The sequence below is a fragment of the Kitasatospora sp. NPDC056531 genome (assembly GCF_042794375.1).
Classification (GTDB): domain Bacteria; phylum Actinomycetota; class Actinomycetes; order Streptomycetales; family Streptomycetaceae; genus Kitasatospora.
On the sequence record NZ_JBHTTU010000012.1, the window covers coordinates 74,351 to 90,438 of the forward strand.

24 protein-coding genes are annotated in these 16,088 nt (G+C 69.9%); 21 read left to right on the top strand and 3 right to left on the bottom strand.

The window, feature by feature from the left end; genetic code table 11:
- The first annotated feature begins 79 nt into the window (after positions 1–79).
- The 4 genes from ACFQ87_RS14270 (at position 80) to ACFQ87_RS14285 (ending at position 4,817) form a co-directional block, all read left to right on the top strand.
- Positions 80–676 (top strand): PadR family transcriptional regulator, encoded by a 597-nt coding sequence (locus tag ACFQ87_RS14270; RefSeq protein ID WP_380611006.1) that lies wholly within the window; start codon positions 80–82, stop codon positions 674–676.
- Positions 673–1,923, top strand: a complete 1,251-nt coding sequence (locus ACFQ87_RS14275) for an FAD-dependent oxidoreductase (protein ID WP_380611007.1) — start codon at positions 673–675, stop codon at positions 1,921–1,923. Before ACFQ87_RS14270 ends, ACFQ87_RS14275 begins: the two co-directional genes overlap by 4 nt.
- Before the next feature lie 177 nt (positions 1,924–2,100).
- Positions 2,101–3,729: an L-glutamate gamma-semialdehyde dehydrogenase gene (pruA, locus tag ACFQ87_RS14280; RefSeq protein WP_380611009.1), complete on the top strand. Its 1,629-nt coding sequence runs from the start codon at positions 2,101–2,103 to the stop codon at positions 3,727–3,729.
- Positions 3,730–3,887: 158 nt separating this feature from the next.
- The gene (locus ACFQ87_RS14285) at positions 3,888–4,817 is read left to right on the top strand and encodes a proline dehydrogenase family protein (RefSeq protein ID WP_380611010.1); all 930 of its coding nucleotides are present in this window, start codon (positions 3,888–3,890) and stop codon (positions 4,815–4,817) included.
- 131 nt (positions 4,818–4,948) lie between these two features.
- Here the strand turns inward: ACFQ87_RS14285 and ACFQ87_RS14290 are convergent, their stop codons facing one another.
- The 3 genes from ACFQ87_RS14290 to ACFQ87_RS14300 all read right to left on the bottom strand — a co-directional run bounded on the left by ACFQ87_RS14290 (position 4,949) and on the right by ACFQ87_RS14300 (position 7,424).
- A complete protein-coding gene (locus ACFQ87_RS14290; protein ID WP_380611011.1) occupies positions 4,949–6,478 on the bottom strand; it encodes a tyrosine-type recombinase/integrase in 1,530 nt (509 codons plus the stop codon).
- Between the two features lie 76 nt (positions 6,479–6,554).
- The gene (locus ACFQ87_RS14295; protein WP_380611013.1) at positions 6,555–6,860 is read right to left on the bottom strand and encodes a hypothetical protein; all 306 of its coding nucleotides are present in this window, start codon (positions 6,858–6,860) and stop codon (positions 6,555–6,557) included.
- A gap of 138 nt (positions 6,861–6,998) precedes the next feature.
- Positions 6,999–7,424 (bottom strand): hypothetical protein, encoded by a 426-nt coding sequence (locus ACFQ87_RS14300; protein WP_380611014.1) that lies wholly within the window; start codon positions 7,422–7,424, stop codon positions 6,999–7,001.
- A gap of 280 nt (positions 7,425–7,704) precedes the next feature.
- Here ACFQ87_RS14300 and ACFQ87_RS14305 point away from each other — a divergent pair, with 280 nt between their 5' ends.
- The 17 genes from ACFQ87_RS14305 to ACFQ87_RS14385 all read left to right on the top strand — a co-directional run bounded on the left by ACFQ87_RS14305 (position 7,705) and on the right by ACFQ87_RS14385 (position 16,079).
- Positions 7,705–7,917: a helix-turn-helix domain-containing protein gene (locus ACFQ87_RS14305; protein WP_380611015.1), complete on the top strand. Its 213-nt coding sequence runs from the start codon at positions 7,705–7,707 to the stop codon at positions 7,915–7,917.
- 26 nt (positions 7,918–7,943) lie between these two features.
- Positions 7,944–8,192 (top strand): helix-turn-helix domain-containing protein, encoded by a 249-nt coding sequence (locus ACFQ87_RS14310; protein WP_380611017.1) that lies wholly within the window; start codon positions 7,944–7,946, stop codon positions 8,190–8,192.
- Positions 8,193–8,305: 113 nt separating this feature from the next.
- Positions 8,306–9,178 (top strand): hypothetical protein, encoded by an 873-nt coding sequence (locus ACFQ87_RS14315; protein ID WP_380611019.1) that lies wholly within the window; start codon positions 8,306–8,308, stop codon positions 9,176–9,178.
- Positions 9,175–9,378 (top strand): hypothetical protein, encoded by a 204-nt coding sequence (locus tag ACFQ87_RS14320; RefSeq protein ID WP_380611021.1) that lies wholly within the window; start codon positions 9,175–9,177, stop codon positions 9,376–9,378. Before ACFQ87_RS14315 ends, ACFQ87_RS14320 begins: the two co-directional genes overlap by 4 nt.
- Complete coding sequence (locus tag ACFQ87_RS14325) at positions 9,375–9,638, top strand: hypothetical protein (RefSeq protein WP_380611022.1); 264 nt, start codon at positions 9,375–9,377, stop codon at positions 9,636–9,638. The genes ACFQ87_RS14320 and ACFQ87_RS14325 overlap by 4 nt, the downstream gene beginning before the upstream one ends.
- Positions 9,638–9,997, top strand: coding sequence for a hypothetical protein (locus ACFQ87_RS14330; protein ID WP_380611024.1), 360 nt, complete (start codon positions 9,638–9,640; stop codon positions 9,995–9,997). The genes ACFQ87_RS14325 and ACFQ87_RS14330 overlap by 1 nt, the downstream gene beginning before the upstream one ends.
- On the top strand, positions 9,994–10,434 hold the full coding sequence (locus ACFQ87_RS14335; protein WP_380611026.1) for a hypothetical protein: 441 nt from the start codon (positions 9,994–9,996) through the stop codon (positions 10,432–10,434). The genes ACFQ87_RS14330 and ACFQ87_RS14335 overlap by 4 nt, the downstream gene beginning before the upstream one ends.
- The gene (locus ACFQ87_RS14340; RefSeq protein ID WP_380611027.1) at positions 10,431–10,628 is read left to right on the top strand and encodes a hypothetical protein; all 198 of its coding nucleotides are present in this window, start codon (positions 10,431–10,433) and stop codon (positions 10,626–10,628) included. The genes ACFQ87_RS14335 and ACFQ87_RS14340 overlap by 4 nt, the downstream gene beginning before the upstream one ends.
- Positions 10,628–10,966 (top strand): hypothetical protein, encoded by a 339-nt coding sequence (locus ACFQ87_RS14345; protein ID WP_380611028.1) that lies wholly within the window; start codon positions 10,628–10,630, stop codon positions 10,964–10,966. Before ACFQ87_RS14340 ends, ACFQ87_RS14345 begins: the two co-directional genes overlap by 1 nt.
- Before the next feature lie 56 nt (positions 10,967–11,022).
- Complete coding sequence (locus tag ACFQ87_RS14350) at positions 11,023–11,988, top strand: hypothetical protein (protein ID WP_380611029.1); 966 nt, start codon at positions 11,023–11,025, stop codon at positions 11,986–11,988.
- The gene (locus ACFQ87_RS14355; protein ID WP_380611030.1) at positions 11,985–12,512 is read left to right on the top strand and encodes a hypothetical protein; all 528 of its coding nucleotides are present in this window, start codon (positions 11,985–11,987) and stop codon (positions 12,510–12,512) included. The genes ACFQ87_RS14350 and ACFQ87_RS14355 overlap by 4 nt, the downstream gene beginning before the upstream one ends.
- On the top strand, positions 12,509–13,267 hold the full coding sequence (locus ACFQ87_RS14360) for an exonuclease domain-containing protein (protein WP_380611031.1): 759 nt from the start codon (positions 12,509–12,511) through the stop codon (positions 13,265–13,267). The genes ACFQ87_RS14355 and ACFQ87_RS14360 overlap by 4 nt, the downstream gene beginning before the upstream one ends.
- Positions 13,264–13,668: a WhiB family transcriptional regulator gene (locus tag ACFQ87_RS14365; RefSeq protein ID WP_380611032.1), complete on the top strand. Its 405-nt coding sequence runs from the start codon at positions 13,264–13,266 to the stop codon at positions 13,666–13,668. The genes ACFQ87_RS14360 and ACFQ87_RS14365 overlap by 4 nt, the downstream gene beginning before the upstream one ends.
- Positions 13,665–13,847: a hypothetical protein gene (locus tag ACFQ87_RS14370; protein WP_380611033.1), complete on the top strand. Its 183-nt coding sequence runs from the start codon at positions 13,665–13,667 to the stop codon at positions 13,845–13,847. The genes ACFQ87_RS14365 and ACFQ87_RS14370 overlap by 4 nt, the downstream gene beginning before the upstream one ends.
- A 145-nt stretch (positions 13,848–13,992) precedes the next feature.
- Positions 13,993–14,424, top strand: coding sequence for a hypothetical protein (locus ACFQ87_RS14375; protein WP_380611034.1), 432 nt, complete (start codon positions 13,993–13,995; stop codon positions 14,422–14,424).
- Between the two features lie 84 nt (positions 14,425–14,508).
- On the top strand, positions 14,509–15,441 hold the full coding sequence (locus ACFQ87_RS14380; protein WP_380611035.1) for a hypothetical protein: 933 nt from the start codon (positions 14,509–14,511) through the stop codon (positions 15,439–15,441).
- Positions 15,438–16,079, top strand: coding sequence for a hypothetical protein (locus tag ACFQ87_RS14385; protein WP_380611036.1), 642 nt, complete (start codon positions 15,438–15,440; stop codon positions 16,077–16,079). Before ACFQ87_RS14380 ends, ACFQ87_RS14385 begins: the two co-directional genes overlap by 4 nt.
- The last annotated feature ends 9 nt before the right edge of the window (positions 16,080–16,088 follow it).

The window sequence follows — 16,088 nt, forward strand, 5'->3', positions numbered from 1 at the left end:
TGGTTCGTCACTCGTAAATAGTTGACTCTGACTATTCAGGAGCGGATAGTCAGTACTGACCAAGAGATGAGGACGTCTCGTGGCGAAGCGACGCAAGGTGTCGAACCCGCTGGCACTGGCGGTCCTGGCCGAACTCCTGGCCGAGCCGATGCACCCGTACGAGATGGGGCGCAGGCTCAAGGAGCACGCCAAGGACCGCAACATCAAGTACAACCGCAGCTCGCTGTACATGGTCGTGGAGCAGCTGCGGAAGGCCGGGTTCGTCGCCGAACAGGAAACCGTCCGCGACACCCAGCGGCCCGAGCGCACCGTCTACGCCATCACGGCGGAAGGAAGGACGGAGCTCTTCGACTGGATGCGCGAACTCGTGGCCGAACCGCAGCACGAGTACCCCGCCTTCGGGGTCTCGCTGTCGCTGCTCATGGTGCTCCCGCCGGCCGAGGCCGTGGAGCTCCTGGAGCGGCGGCTGGCCGCCCTGACCGCCGAGGTGGCGGCCATCCGGGCGACGCTGCGCAAGGCCACGGAGGAGGGCGTCGGCTGGCTCTTCCTGATCGAGGAGGAGTACCGGGTCGGCGGACTGGAGACCGAGATCGCCTTCGTCGAACGCCTCGTCACGCAGCTCCAGGAGCCGGACTTCATCCGGACCTGGCAGGAGTACTTCGGGAGTCTGCAATGAGTGCACCGCGTACGTCGAAGAAGGCCCTGGTCATCGGCGGCGGCATCGCCGGTCCGGTGACGGCGCTGGCCCTGCGCAAGGCGGGCCTCGACGTCGAGGTCTTCGAGGCCTACGAGACCTCCGCCGAGGGCATCGGCGGAGCCTTCATGATCGCCCCCAACGGGCTCGGCGCGCTGGCCGTCCTCGGCCTGGAGGCGGAGCTCGGCCGGATCGGGCAGCCGGTCGGACCGATGGTGATCGAGGACGGAAAGGGCGGCACGCTGGGCGAGTTCCGCGGCCTGCCCGACCTGCCGCGCGGGCGGCTGATGCGCCGCGCCGAACTGTACGGGGTGCTGCAGCGGCGGTTGCGCGAGACCGGCATCGAGGTCCGGTACGGCAAACGGCTGGTCGGCGCCGAGGAGGGCGCCGACGGCATCACCGCCCGCTTCGCCGACGGCACCAGTGCCACCGGCGACGTGCTGATCGGCGCCGACGGCACCCGCTCCACCGTCCGCACCCTGATCGACCCGGCCGCGCCCGACGCCCAGTACACCGGCCTGCTCGGCGTCGGCGGCTACAGCTCCCACCGGCTGCCCGGCCGGCCCGGCCGCGGCGAGTCGGTGCACTTCGCCAACGGCGCCCGGGCCTTCTTCGGCTACTGGGGCCTGGCCGACGGCAGCGGCACCGCCTGGTTCAGCAACATCCCGCAGCCCGAGCAGCTGGGCTACGGACAGGTCCGCGCCATCGGCGGGGAGGAGTGGCTGCGCCGGTGCCGCGAGCTGCACGCCGACGACCTGCCCGCCCGCGAGGTGCTGCGGGCGGCCGACGCCGGGACCGTCGAGGTCTTCCCCCGGCTGGAGATCATGCCGTCCGTCCCGCACTGGTACCGCGGCCGGATGGTGCTGGTCGGCGACGCGGTGCACGCACCGTCAAACAGCTCCGGCCAGGGCGTCTCGCTGGCCGTCGAGAGCGCCGTCGAACTCGCCCGCTGCCTGCGCGACCTGCCCGACCACACCGCCGCGTTCGCCGCGTACGAGGCGATGCGCCGGCCCCGGGTCGAGAAGATCGCCACCGACGCGGCGCGCACCAACAACCAGAAGGTCTCCGGGCCCCTCGCCCGGATGCTGTTCCGGGTGGTCGCGCCGATCGCGATGCGGACCTTCATGAGCCCGGAGAAGATGCTCCGGCCGGTCCACGGCTACCGGATCGACTGGGAGCGGCGGGTGGTGCCGGTGGCGCCGGCGAGGCGCGCGGGGCGGGCCGCCTGACGGGCGGTCGTGACCGTCGCGTGACCGGTTTCGTCGGGCCGGACAACGCCGTACGGGGGAATTTAGCCGCCCGGCCAATCATGTGGCCGGGCGGGCAGGAATAGCGTTCGTGCTGTGGCCGGCGTGCGACCCGCGCCGGCAATCCCCCCGCACTGAACGAAGGAGAGCGTGCGCCCCATGGACGCTGTGACCCAGGTCCCCGCGCCGGTGAACGAGCCGGTCCACAGCTACGCCCCCGGCAGCCCGGAACGGGCCCGTCTGGAGGCCAAGCTGAAGGAGCTGGGCGGCCAGGAGCCGGTCCAGCTGACCATGACGATCAACGGTGAGCGCCGGATGGGCGGCGGCACCGAGATCCACGTCGTCCAGCCGCACAACCACGCGGCTCGGCTCGGTACCCTGCGCAACGCCACCCAGGCCGACGCGCAGGACGCCATCGACGCTGCCCTGGCCGCGGCCCCGGCCTGGCAGGCGCTCTCCTTCGACTCCCGCGCCGCGATCTTCCTCAAGGCCGCCGACTTGCTGGCCGGCCCCTGGCGCGAGACCCTGGCGGCGGCCACCATGCTCGGCCAGTCCAAGACCGCCCAGCAGGCCGAGATCGACACCCCCTGCGAGCTGGTCGACTTCCTGCGCTTCAACGTGCACTTCGCCCGCCAGATCATGGCCGAGCAGCCGATCTCCTCGGACGGCGTGTGGAACCGCAGCGACCACCGCCCGCTGGAGGGCTTCGTCTACGCGATCACCCCGTTCAACTTCACCGCGATCGCCGGCAACCTGCCGACCGCGCCCGCGCTGATGGGCAACGTGGTGCTGTGGAAGCCGTCCCCGACCCAGCAGTTCTCCGCGCACCTGCTGATGCAGCTGCTGGAGGAGGCCGGCCTGCCCAAGGGCGTCATCAACATGGTGACCGGCGACGGCCTGGACGTCTCCGCCGTGGCGCTCAAGCACCCGGCGCTGGCCGGCATCCACTTCACCGGCTCCACCGCCACCTTCCAGCACCTGTGGCGTTCCGTGGGCGAGAACATCGCCGGCTACCGCACCTACCCGCGGATCGTCGGCGAGACCGGCGGCAAGGACTTCCTGGTCGCCCACCCGTCCGCCGACCCCAAGGTCCTGAAGACCGCGATGACCCGCGGCGCCTTCGAGTTCCAGGGCCAGAAGTGCTCGGCGCTGTCCCGCGCCTACGTCCCGGCCTCGCTGTGGGCCGGTCTGAAGGACGAGTTCGCCGCCGAGGTCGACGGCCTCACCATGGGCGACGTCACCGACCTGTCCAACTTCATGTCGGCGGTCATCGACGAGCGCGCCTTCGCCAAGAACAAGGCCGCCATCGACCGCGCCCAGGCGGACGCCTCCGTCGAGGTCCTCGCCGGCGGCACGTACGACGACTCGGTCGGCTACTTCGTCCGCCCGACCGTCCTGGTCTGCCAGGACCCGGCCTCGGAGTACTTCCGCGACGAGTACTTCGGCCCGATCCTCGCCGTGTACGTCTACGAGGACGAGAAGTACGACGAGATGCTGGCGCAGATGGAGTCCGTGTCGGCCTACGGCCTGACCGGTTCGATCATCGCCCAGGACCGCGCGGCGGCCCAGGACGCGATGCACAAGCTGCGCTTCGCGGCCGGCAACTTCTACATCAACGACAAGCCGACCGGCGCCGTCGTCGGTCAGCAGCCCTTCGGCGGCGGCCGGGCCTCCGGCACCAACGACAAGGCCGGCGCCAAGCAGAACCTGGCGCGCTGGACCTCGACCCGTTCGGTCAAGGAGACCTTCGTCCCGCCGACCGACTACCGCTACCCGCACATGGGCTGACCAGCCCTGATGCCGGCCGGTCCGCTGTAGAAGCCATCGGTCACCCGCGACGTCCGGTCCCGCAGCCGGGCGTCGCCCGCCGGGGCGGCGGCCTACCCCCGTACCGCCGCCCCGGCTCCTTTCTGCCACCCTTGGAAACACCAGCTCCAGGAGTCACGATGCTCCGTTCCGCCCTTCTCGCGGCCTCCCGGTCCCCGCAGGTCCGCACCGTGGTCGAGAAGTTCCCCCCGACCCACGCGATAGTCGAGCGCTTCGTCGCCGGCGAGGCCCTCGACGACGCCGTCACCGCCTGCGACGACCTGGTCGCCACCGGCCGCAAGGTCACCCTGGACCACCTCGGCGAGGACACCCAGGACGCCGCCCAGGCCGCCGGCACCGCCGAGGCCTACGAGCACCTGCTCAAGGCCCTCAAGGAGACCGGCCTCGCCGCCGGTGCCGAGGTGTCGGTCAAGCTGTCGGCCGTCGGCCAGTTCCTGCCGGTGGACGGCGAGAAGATCGCGCTGGAGAACGCCCGCCGCATCTGCGAGGCCGCCGCCGAGGCCGGCACCACGGTGACCCTCGACATGGAGGACCACACCACCACCGACTCCACCCTCGCCATCGCGCGCGAGCTGCGGGCGGACTTCCCCTGGCTGGGCGTCGTGCTCCAGGCCTACCTGCGCCGCACCGAGGCCGACTGCCGCGAGTTCTCCGGCCCGGGTTCGCGCGTGCGGCTCTGCAAGGGCGCCTACAAGGAGCCCGAGTCGGTCGCCTTCCAGGGCAAGCACGAGGTCGACCTCGCGTACGTCCGCGCGCTGAAGATCCTGATGGCGGGCGAGGGCTACCCGATGATCGCCTCGCACGACCCCAACATGATCAAGATCGCCGGCCAGCTGGCCCAGTGGAACAACCGCACCCGGGACTCCTTCGAGTACCAGATGCTGTACGGCATCCGCCCCGAGGAGCAGCTGCGCCTCGTCGGCGAGGGCAACACCATGCGCGTGTACCTGCCGTACGGCCAGGAGTGGTACGGCTACTTCATGCGCCGCCTCGCCGAGCGCCCCGCCAACCTCACCTTCTTCCTGCGCGCCATGGCCACCCGCAACTGACCATAGGCCACATGACCAGCGGCGGAGCTGAAATCAGCTCCGCCGCTTGGTGTTTCGATTGGTCTAAGCCGCTCTGCGGCCCGGAAGGGCTATCGGCGCCCCGTAGAGCGCTGATAGAGATCCATTTCAACTCACGCCGCGAGGGATGCGAGGAAGTCGCCAGCCACGTCGGCTGCCAGGACCACACGGCCCAGAGCCGCTCCACCACGCTGCGACGGGATGTCCATATTCTTCACCTCGACGACCTGGCCGCCAAGCGCGGAGACGTTCCCCCGGAGCCAGGATGCGGCCGAGGCGAGTACTTGCTCAGCCGTTCCCCGGCGCACAAGGATCTTACCGAGCGGACGCTCCCCGGGCCCGCGCAGTAGTGACACGGTCCAGTCCTGGCCGGCAGGGACCGCGACCAGATACAGCATGGCCAGGTCGCCAGCCACGACGCGCTCGCTTCCGTTCAGCGGCTCCAGAACCTCAAACGGAGGCGCACTCGCCGCTGGCCCGAGGCCGAGCCACGCATCCACCGCTGAGCGGCCCCGGCGGCCGTCCTCCGGCATGAAGTGGGTGTAGCGGCGGAGCGTGAACCCGGGGTCGTCGTGGCCGAGCCACTGGGACAGGGCGACGATCGACTCGCCGCCCTGCAGCTGTACGGAAGCGTACGTGTGCCTGGTGATGTGGAAGCCTAGCTCGCGTGCTGCCTCCCAGCCGCCCCGGTGGTGCGACGCGCGGGTGCTGTCCCACGGTTCGATGAGGCCTGCGTTACACAGGGCCGGCTTCCAGGCGTCGTAGTTCCACGACGATTGGTTGATCGGGTTGCCGAACCGGGTGGTCATCAGGAGCGTGACGGTCAGCTCGCCGCTTTCCGGTCCGCCGGGGCCGCGCCAGGGGAGTGTCACCTTGACCGGCGTGAAGTTGTCCACGTACTCGTCGAGGGCTGCGACCAGCCCGAGGGAGAGGGGAACCCGCCGCTCCTTATCTCCCTTCGGGAGCTTGAAGTACGGCCTACCGCGCTTGTCGAGTTGCAGCTGACGCCGGATATGCAGTTCCTCCGACACCCTGTCAACGTCGCTGGGCGAGAAGCCGAACACCTCGCCTTGTCGCAGGCCGGCGCCTGTGCCCAGGTCAAAGGCGATTCGGCTGCGATGGCGTAGGCCGTCGCGCACGCCTGCGCCTTGAAGCTTCGTGAGGGCTCGCGCTTTGACCTCGGGGGTCTTGGGTTTGATCCCGCGGGTCGAGCACGGGTTGCGGGTGATGCGCTTCGGCACAGCGCTGCTGAGAATCGCTGACAGGTACTCGTAGATCACACGCACCGTTGAGGGCTCGAGCTTCTTCAGCAGGCTGGCCACCCAGATGCGCAGGTGTTCCTCATCGATGGTGGCGATGGGAAGGTGGCCGAGATGAGGCAGGACGTGGGCGTTGATCTTCTGGAGCATCGTCCGCTCGGTCCCGACCGCCACGGAAACCCCGGGCCAGTACACCGTGCTGAAGTAGTCCGCCAGGAGAATCTGGCCGAGTTCGGGGTCGATGAAGACGCCGCGGCGGGCGTCTGTCTGAGCTGAGGCCAGCCAGTCCTTGGCGTCCTTCAGCTTGACGAACGACTCGTCCTTGACGCCCGGGATTCCGCAGACGCGGTAGCGCATGCCGACCCCATAGGTCGACTTCTTCATCTCTCCTGTGACCGGGTGGGGCTTCTTCCGCATCCACCGGTCTTCGATGTACCCAGGCATGGACCGCCCTCTGCTGCTACGCGGCGCCGGTCTGTGGACCGTTGACGTTGTAGAGGGTAGGGCGCTGGGCAGGGATGGCGCGCGGTTCGTCCGCGCCGCGGACCTCGGACGGGTCGACGGAGATGATGTCGCCCTTCCACTCCTGGAACCAGTGGCCGCGCTTGAGGATCGCGCGACTCGCCTCGTTGAGCGCACTGACCATCTGGATGGGTGTCAGAGTGTTGTTGATTTTGATGAGGAGGCTGCCCCGGTCCTCCTGGACGTCGACAGCGACGCCGTCGATCTCGTCGGGGTCTACCAGCTCGTACTTGACCGTGATCACGCGCCACTCCCCGTGCTGTGCTCGCCAGGCGTTTCTGTGTGCGGAGAGATGCACACTAGTCACACTGAAGCGCCGCAACAAGGGTTGGGAGAAATGTCAACAAACGCGCTGTTACAGCATCTGACATGGCCAGTTCCGCTAGCTGGCGGCGGGGCTTTCGCGTTCGGCTTCCTCGGCGGCGTCGAGCATGACGCGCAGGCGTCGGCGGTCACGTGGGGCCATCGCTGCAGCCCGGACGATGATGTGCCGCATGTCGTCGTCGTAGCCGGAGAGCTCGACCGACTCCCACTCCAGCCATTGGCTGGCTGCGGCTTCCTTGACGAGCCGGATGGGCTTCTTGATGCCTCGCGCGATGGCTTCGAGGTCCTCGGGCTTGGGTGCGGTTAGGACGCCGCCCGTCGCGAGCCGCTGAAAGAAGGCCTTGGACATGCCTCGCTCGCCGGCCGGGCCGACAGAGTCGGCGGCCATCCGCGCGTAGGACGTGCCAGCCCGCTGTGCTGCCGCGACCATGTCACTCAGCTTGCCGGCCAGAACCTGCTCCGACTTGGCGTTGATGCCAGTCACAGCCACCTCTCCTGTATGCGCATAGTGCCTGCGTTCGAGTCGAATCGTCGCAGGCCATAGACCATCTTTCGTCTCAGTCTAGAGACGCTTTGGCTATACAGCGAGACCGTCACCCTAGGTGGGCCTGAAATCACCCCTAAGTCGCCGTCCGGATCGGTAGACGCCACGTCTCAAGATGTGCAAGTATGGAGACATCGAGAGACGGAACGTCCAAGTCTGGAGACGACCACCCTTGTCGAACCGTGCTCAGCTACATGACCCAGCCACCCTCCGGTGGATCATGAAGCGCCCCGGGCGCGGAAGCCCCTTCACGGTCCGCACTCTGGCTGCTGCCGCTGGGTGCAAGCCGGCCGCCATCGGACACCTGCTGTCTGGTCGGTACCGGCGAACCAGCGAGGAGAGGGCCAGGCGCATAGCGGAGGCGCTCGGGTGCGAACCCGCAGCTCTTTTTGCGCTGCCGACGTCTACGAATCTCGACGAATCGACCGGATAGCAAGACCGACGCGAAGGAACTGGCATATGCCTCCCAAGGCGGGAACGCCGGCCCCGGCCGGATTCATGTGGATCGAGGATGCCGCTAAGGAGCTCGGCGTCCAGGTCAGCACCCTCCACAAGTGGCGCTACCGGGGAATCGGCCCGGCCGCCGCCCTGCACGCCGGACGCCTCATCTACGCGAAGTCGGGGATCAGGCGCTACTGGGACAGCCTCGCGAACCCCGAGGTCAAGCCGGTCCGCGCCCAGCGGCCGCACGTCCGTCGCGCCGCCTGACCCCTCAGACATGGGTCGGGCCCCCGCCTGGCACACCCGGTCGCACCCGGATGCCGCCCGCGAGAGCCCAGCGGCCCACCACCACACCACGAACAAGAAGGAGAGGTGGACCTGTGTCCATCTTGGCAGAGAACACCGAGCAGGTGTTGACCGAGTCCCGCACGATGCGCGCGGCGACGGTCGAGCGGACGGATGTCCTCACGAAGGTGAAGGCGCTCGCCTTGCTCCCGGACGACGTGCACGCGACGACCGAGCTGGTCGCCAACTACTACGAGGTCGGCATCGAGACCATCAAGTCCCTGGTGAAGGACCACCGGGCTGAGTTCACGGAGAACGGGTACAGCGTCCTGCGCGGCGCCGATCTCCGCGAGTTTGTCGGGTCCTCCGGGGACCTCACAAACGCGGTGGACCCGAAGGCACGAGCCCTCGCTGTCTTCACCCGTCGGACGATCCTGAACGTCGGCCAGCTGCTGACCGGGTCGGACGTCGCTCACCGGGTCCGCGAGTACCTCCTGAACGTCGAGGAGTCCGCGTCGACCGTGGCCCGGTCGGAGGCGGTGGACCGGGCGGAGCTCGCGGCCCTGCAGATGCGGGTGTTGGCGGCGGCCGGCGGGATCGTCGACGCGAAGTGGCTGGAGCTGAAGGCTCGCCACGTGGCGGCTCGGGCGCTGGGTGAGGAGCCGGAGGTGGCGCCGGAGGACCGGCCGCTGTACGTGCCGGACTTCCTGCGCGGGAAGGGCCTGAAGAAGGCCGACATCCTGAGCGTTCAGTCGTGGTTCGGCCGGCGTGCGGCGGCGCTGTACGAGGCGGAGCACGGTGAGCGGCCGGGGACGCGCACGGAGGACACGGCGCGGGGTTCGGTTCGGGAGACGGTGGCGTGGACGTACGCCGCGCTGCCGGTGTTCGAGGAAACGTGGAACCGCTACTACGCGGCCCTGTACCCGCAGTCCCCTGCCCAGCTGAGCATCACGGACGGTGCGGCGTGAGCGACACCGAGCTGAATGTGCTGATGGACTCGCTGGTCGCGGAGTTGACCGTGCCGGTCGCGCTGCTGGTGATCGAGGACCCGTGGCTGGACGCGCTGGACACGGTGACGAACGGCCCGTTGCCGGAGTTGCCGGCGTGGTCGTCCGCGACGAAGGCCCTGGTGGCCGAGTACGCGGCGCGGACGGGCGGTGCCCGGTGAACGCGCCGCAGGTGATGTCGCTGCAGGAGGCCGTCGAGGCCGGCTTGCTGGAGGGCTCCATGATCTCGCGGGCCCAGACGGTGGTGGATCGGGTGAACGCGCTGCAGGCCCGTCCGGGCGCGTTCATGGCGTCCATCGAGGCCGCGCGCCTGTTCGGGTCGATGCACGCGACGATCGAGGGCTTGATGCACGAGCTGTACGTGTCCCGTCTGCGGGTGCGGGGCCTGGAGCAGCTGCTGGGTGTCGAGGTGATCCGGTGATGGCCGAGTACACGCAGGACGAGAAGGCCGCCGCTCTGCGGGCGGGCGAGAACTGGCTGGAGACGGACCCGGAGCTCCTGCTGATGGGCCGCTTCATGGACGACCACGGCGACCCGAGCACCTGGTCCCAGGCCATGGAAGACCTGTACATGGCCGAGCACAACGTGCTGATGGGCAACGGGGCGGTTCCCTCGGGGTGTCAGCACTGCGGGATCCCGGAGCGTGAGCACGCCCGTCGGTGGACCGACGGCATCGGCTGGCACCCGTGGGTACAGCCTCGTTCCTCCCAGACTCTCGCGCGGATGAAGGCCCGGCGGGCCGCCCGCGCCACCAACTCCCTGAAGGACGGTGCCCGATGAGCGCCTCCATGAACCCCGTCGCCCGTCGGGCGGCCATCCTCATCGCCAACACCAGCGGTGCCCCCGAGGAGATCGCGGCCGTCCTCGACGCGGCCGGGATGCTCCAGCGGCCGGCCGAGCGGATCAACGGCCCGTACCCGCTGTGGGTTCGCCCGACTGGCCTGGGTGTCGCGGTGGACGCGCACCCGCTGGTGTCTGCGCTGGTGCGTGGTCTCGCGGCCGAGGTGGCCGAGTGTCCGGAGGACGTCATCGCCGAGCTGGTGACGATCGCCGAGGCGTCGGGCCCGGGGCAGGACGCGCTGATCGAGGGGCTGTTGGGGCGCCTCGGTGGGACGGATACGCGGTACGCGGCGGCGGACGCGCGGCGGCTGGCCGAGGTGCTGCTGTCCATGATCGGCCCGGCGCTGCCCCACCAGCGGGACGGGAGGGCCGCGTGATGGACACCGACGAGCTGAACGACCGCATCGCCGAGTTGGAGGCGGAACGCGACGAACTTCGCTCCGAGCTGGAGTCCACCCGGGAGGAGCTGGAGCAGGCGACCACCCGGCTGGAGGAGCTGACGGCGGTGGCTGAGAACACCCGCGACCTGATCCGGGCCGCGTCCGAGGCCATCGAGAAGGGGGACTTCTGATGCCGTGGATTTCCCGCCGCGCGCAGGCCGAGCAGGCTGCCGCGATGAGCCGGCTTCGTGACCGTGTCCGTGAGCTGGAGGCGGACCTGGCCGAGCAGGGCCGGGCGAACGGGCGCCTCGCCGCCCGAGCCGTCGCCGCCGAGACCGCGAACGAGGGCGCGATCAAGGCCGTCCGGTCCGCGCACAAGGGGCAGCACGACGAGAACGCCCGGCTGCGCGAACAGGTCGACCGGCTCCGGCGCGACCGCGACGGCCTACGCCGCCAGCTCGACGACGCCATCGGCTACACCGCGCAGGAGCTGGCGCTCCTGGACGCCGGAGCCTCCAAGGCCTCCTGACCACCCGACAGTCGGCCGCCTCCTGCAGTGGCGGCGGCCGCCAACCGGAGATCAACATGAGCACTGACATCGTGCGGGCCACGCCCGCCACCTCGCTGCCGGACATGGTCCGGTACGCCGAACACCTCGCCAACGCGAACCTGCTGCCCAGCCAGTACCGCAAGCAGCCCGCCAACGTGCTGTACGCCATGGAGTACGGCCGCACCCTGGGCATCACGCCGCTGGCCGCGATCACCGGCATCCACGTCATCGAGGGCAAGCCGTCCGCGAGTGCCGCGCTGATCGGCGCGCTCGTCCGGCAGGCCGGCCACAAGCTCCGCGTCACGGGCAACAGCCAGAGCGCGACCGCACAGATCATCCGAAGCGACGACCCGGACTTCACCTACGAGGTGACGTGGGAGTTGCGGCGCAACGAGCGGGGCAACCCGTCCGCGGAGGACGCCGGGCTGCTCGGCAAGGACGTGTGGAAGAAGTACGCCGCCGCGATGCTGAAGGCCCGCGCCATCTCGCAGGTGGCCCGGGATGCGTGCGAGGAGGTGCTGTTCGGTCTGCACTACACGCCCGAGGAACTGGGCGCGTACGTCGACCAGGACGGCAACCCGGTGGATGCCCCGGTGCAGCCTCTGCGTGCGGTCAGCGGGAAGCCGCCGACGGCCAGAGGCAGGGACTTCCTGCACGAGGCGTACAAGGCCGCTGACGCGGACACCGTGCGCCGCCTCTGGCAGGAGGCGAAGGCCGATGGCCGTCCGGACCACTACCTGGAGAGCATTGCCCAGGTGGGCCGGGATCTGGCCGCTGCAACGCCGCAGGCTGACCCGGTCGCAGAGCCGGAGCCGGTGGAGGCGGAGGTTGTTGAGGACGAGCACACCGCCGCAGTGGACGCCCTGCGGGGTGCCGCGCTCGCGGCTGGCGTTGCCGCCACCATCGAGGCCGACTTCGCCCAGTCGTACGGCGTGTCGATCGCGGAGGCCACGGCCGAGCAGCTCGCCGAGATGACGCAGCTGCTGGCGGGTGCGGCATGAGCCTGAAGGAGACCGCCGGCCGGGCCGCCGTACTGCAGGCCCTGTACGAGGAGATCGGCGAGCAGCTCAAGGCCGCGAAGGCCGAGCAGGCTGCCGGCCTCAAGGCCGCCAAGCAGGAGACCGGGACACGGCAGATCAGCGCCGAACTGCCCGGCGGGCAGGCCGTCGCCAGGGTGACCCTGGTCAGCCCGAGCCCGGCTGCCACGGTGATCGACGAGCAGGCGTTCACCGCCTGGGTGCGCGACCACCGAGCCGACCAGATCAAGCGCGAAGTCGTCACCCGAGTTCGGGAGGCGTTCGTGAAGTCGCTCCTCGCGGAGATGACCGCAGCCGGTGTGCCGCAGTGGTGCGACCAGGAGACCGGCGAGGTTCACGCGGTGCCGGGTGTGGCGATGCAGCCGCGGGCGGCGTACGTGCGGACCACGTGGGAGAAGGCCGGCCGCGATGAGGTGGCCCGTGCTTGGCAGGCCGGCGAACTGGCAGCGCTGGTTCTGCCGGAGCTGACCGCTGGGGGTACCGAATGATCCGCCCCTGGCACTGCCGGCCGCTGGTCGGCTTCGACCTGGAATCTACGGGTGTCGACCCGTTGGAGGACCGGATCGTGACGGCCTCGGTTCTGCGGGTGGGTCCGCAGCGTTGGCGGTCCCGCGAGGACAACGCCGGCCGCTGGCAGTCGCTCGACCGGTACGGGTGGATCGCTGACCCGGGGGTGGAGATCCCCGAGGGCGCCGCCGCCGTGCACGGGATCACCACGGAGCGGGCCCGCACGATGGGCCGACCCGCGGCCCGGGTGGTGCAGGAGATCGCGATCGTCCTGGCCGAGCACATCGTGGAGCTCACTCCGATCGTGGTCATGAACGCGCCGTACGACTTCACCATGCTGGACCGGGAGTTGGAGCGGCACGGCCTCGAGCCGCTCGCGGTCCAGGCCGGCCAGGAGCCGATCGTGGTGGACCCGCTGGTCTTGGACCGGCAGGTCGACCGGTACCGGCGCGGCAAGCGCAACCTAACGGCCCTGTCCGAGCACTACGGGGTCCGCCTCGACGGCGCGCACGAGGCCGCCGCAGACGCTCTCGCCGCCGTACAGGTGGCGTACGAGATCGCCGAGCGCCACCCCGCGATCGGTGGGGCCTCGCTGGCGGACCTCCACACGGCCCAGGTCGCATGGGCGGGCGAGCAGGCGGACGGCCTCCGGCAGTACCTGATCCGGCAGGGCCGCGACGCCACCGGCGTCCACGGGCACTGGCCGCTCATCCCCCGGCAGGAGGTGGCGTCGTGACCCCCGAACTCGAAGGGCCTGTGCCGTGTGCGTCGGCGCCGGAGCTGTTCTTCCCGCCCGACGGGGAGCGCGTTGGGTCCTCGGACCAGATGAACCGCGTCTGGCTGGCCCAGCAGCTGTGTAAGCGGTGTCCGATCACCGAGTGGTGCCGTGAGCAACCGCGGCCGGCCGAGTTCGGGGTGTGGGGCGGTGTGGACGAGCACGCCCGGTCCAAGGCCGCCGGTGTGCGATTCCGCCACGACCGCCCGATCAAGATCCGTGTCCCGACCCGGTGCGGGACGACCGCCGGAGCCGCCAAGCATCGCCGTTTGAAGCAGGCGGTCTGTGACGCCTGCCGCGAGGCCGACCGCATCGACACCGCGAACCGGCGGGCCAAGCGTGCCGCTCAGGACGCGGCGTGACGGCCCGTAGCCGCCGTGACCCGGCCGCGAAGCCGGACGCCACGATCGCGTCGCTGACGCTGACGCCCGTGCCCGAGGAGGACCGGGAGAGCGCTCGCCAGTTCGTGGCTCGGCGGGCCCGGAACGCCGCCGATGAGGCCCTGCTGCTGGCCGCTCTCGGCCTCGACCAGCCGGCGTGACCTGCGGCCAATGGCTGCCCGCGGTCCGCAAGCACTGCGGGCAGCCCGCCCGGCCCTACCCCTGCGGCGCCAGATGCGCCGACCACACCCCGGCCGCACAGGCCGGCCACACCGAGCCACCCTCAACCCCGATGGAGCGCCAACGATGAGCACCACGGTGGAGTACACCATCCTCGCCGAGGACGGCCCCGTGACCGTCCAGGCCGAGCCCGCCACCCCGGGCCTGTACATCTACAAGCAGCCCGACACCGTCGACGTCGGGGCGTCCTGCCGGTGGCGGATCGGCCACCACAGCGGCGTGCAGGTCGCCCGCTTCCGCACCGCCGACGACGCCCGCAGCGCGGTCGTCCACCTCGTCGACTGGGTCGACTGGACCGAAGACTCCAAGATCCTCGCAACCACCATCGCGAACCGGTCCGACGCCCCCGAGTTCCTGCGGATCATCGACGACTGCCACGGCCACCTCGGGAACTGCGCGCACCCCGAGCCGGACTCCGACTGGCTGCCGAACGGCGGGCACACGGGCCCGATGTGCGCCTACGTCGCCGGCATGAGCGCCCGCTGCACCTGCGACTGACCCGCTGACCGCCTGGGGCGGGGTGTCACCGCCTCCGCCCCAGGCCACCAACCCCGACCGCACCAACTGACCGGAGACCAGCACATGGCCGAGAAGGACCGGCGCACTTACGTCCGTGTCCACGATGGGCTGACGGACCACCCGAAGATCGTCGAGGTGGGCGGGGAAGCTGCGTGGCTGTACGTCAGCGCGCTGTGCTACTCCTCTCGTCAGCTGACCGACGGCCTTGTTCCGAAGCGACTGATCCGCCGACTGACCGACGGAAGCAACCCTGAAGCAAGTGCTTCGGCACTGCTTCGCGTTGGCTTGCTTCACGAAGGCGAACACGACTGCCCGCGATGCCCCGTTGGGGGCCCCGATGTGTACGTCGTGCACGACTACCTCGAGCACCAGCGGTCCGCTTCGGAGGTCGCCGCGCTCCGCGAGAAGCGTTCCGCCGCAGGTCAGCGAGGTGGCAAGCGTTCCGGCGAGTCCCGTCGAGCCGCCTCGAAGAGCGAAGCAAACGGCGAAGCACTTGCTTCAGATTTGCTGAAGCAAACGCGAAGCAAAACCGAAGCAGAGACAGAGACAGAGACAGAGGTAGAAGAAGTACTACGTACTTCTTCACGTTCGCGCCGCAAAGCCGGCCACGACGAGCCGCCGAGGACCGACGTCGAACGCGTCTGCCGGGCCCTCGCCGACGCCGTCGAAGCCAACGGCTCCAAGCGGCCCACCATCACCAAGCAGTGGCGCGACGAAGCCCGCCGCCTCATCGACATCGACGGCCGGACCGTCGACCAGATCCTCGGCGCCATCGACTGGTCCCAGAACAACAGCTTCTGGCGGTCCAACGTCCGGTCGATGCCCAAGCTCCGCCAGCAGTACGACCAGATGCGCCTCCAGGCGATGCGCGACAAGCCCCGCAACGACGTCGCCACCATCGGCGACGGCATCCAGCTCAACGGCACCGACGCCCGCATCGCCGAACACCTCGCAGTACTCGCCCAGATGGAAGCCGCCGAAGGAGGCACCCGATGACCCCCATCGAAGCCGGCCAGCTCCTCACCCACGCCGCCGCGTTCGACAACCGCAAGCCGTCCGTCGCCGCCAACAACGCCTGGGCCGACGCGCTCAAGGACATCCCCGCCGACCCGGACGCCTACGCCGCCGTCAGTCGCTTCTACGCCAAGCCGTCCCGCGACGGGGCTCTCGACTCGACTCGGTGGATCCAGCCCCACCACGTCCGCGCCCTGCGCCAGGAGATCCGTGCCGAGCGCATCCCGGTCGCCGACAGCATCATCTACCCGGCCATCCCCAGCGAGACCGGCGCCGAGTACGTGCAGCGCCGCCGCGAACTGGTGACCGCGATCGCCGACGGCCGCATCGAACCCGAGATCAACCGGCAGTTGACCGGCGGACCGCACCCCACCGTCGCCGACGCCCTCGCCGGCATCGGCCAGATGCCCGCCCACCTCCGCGAGGAACTCGCCGCCGCCGGCCTCGGGCGGCGCACGGGGCGCTTCCCCGAACTTGCCGTCGCCTGCCCGCTGGAACTCTGCCGAGCAGCCCCGGGAAAGCCGTGCAGAACGCCCAGCGGCCGCGAGATCAAGGCGGACACGCACGGCAGCCGCCGCGACGCCTGGCACGCCCACCAGACCACCCAACCCGCCGCCTGAGGAAACCCG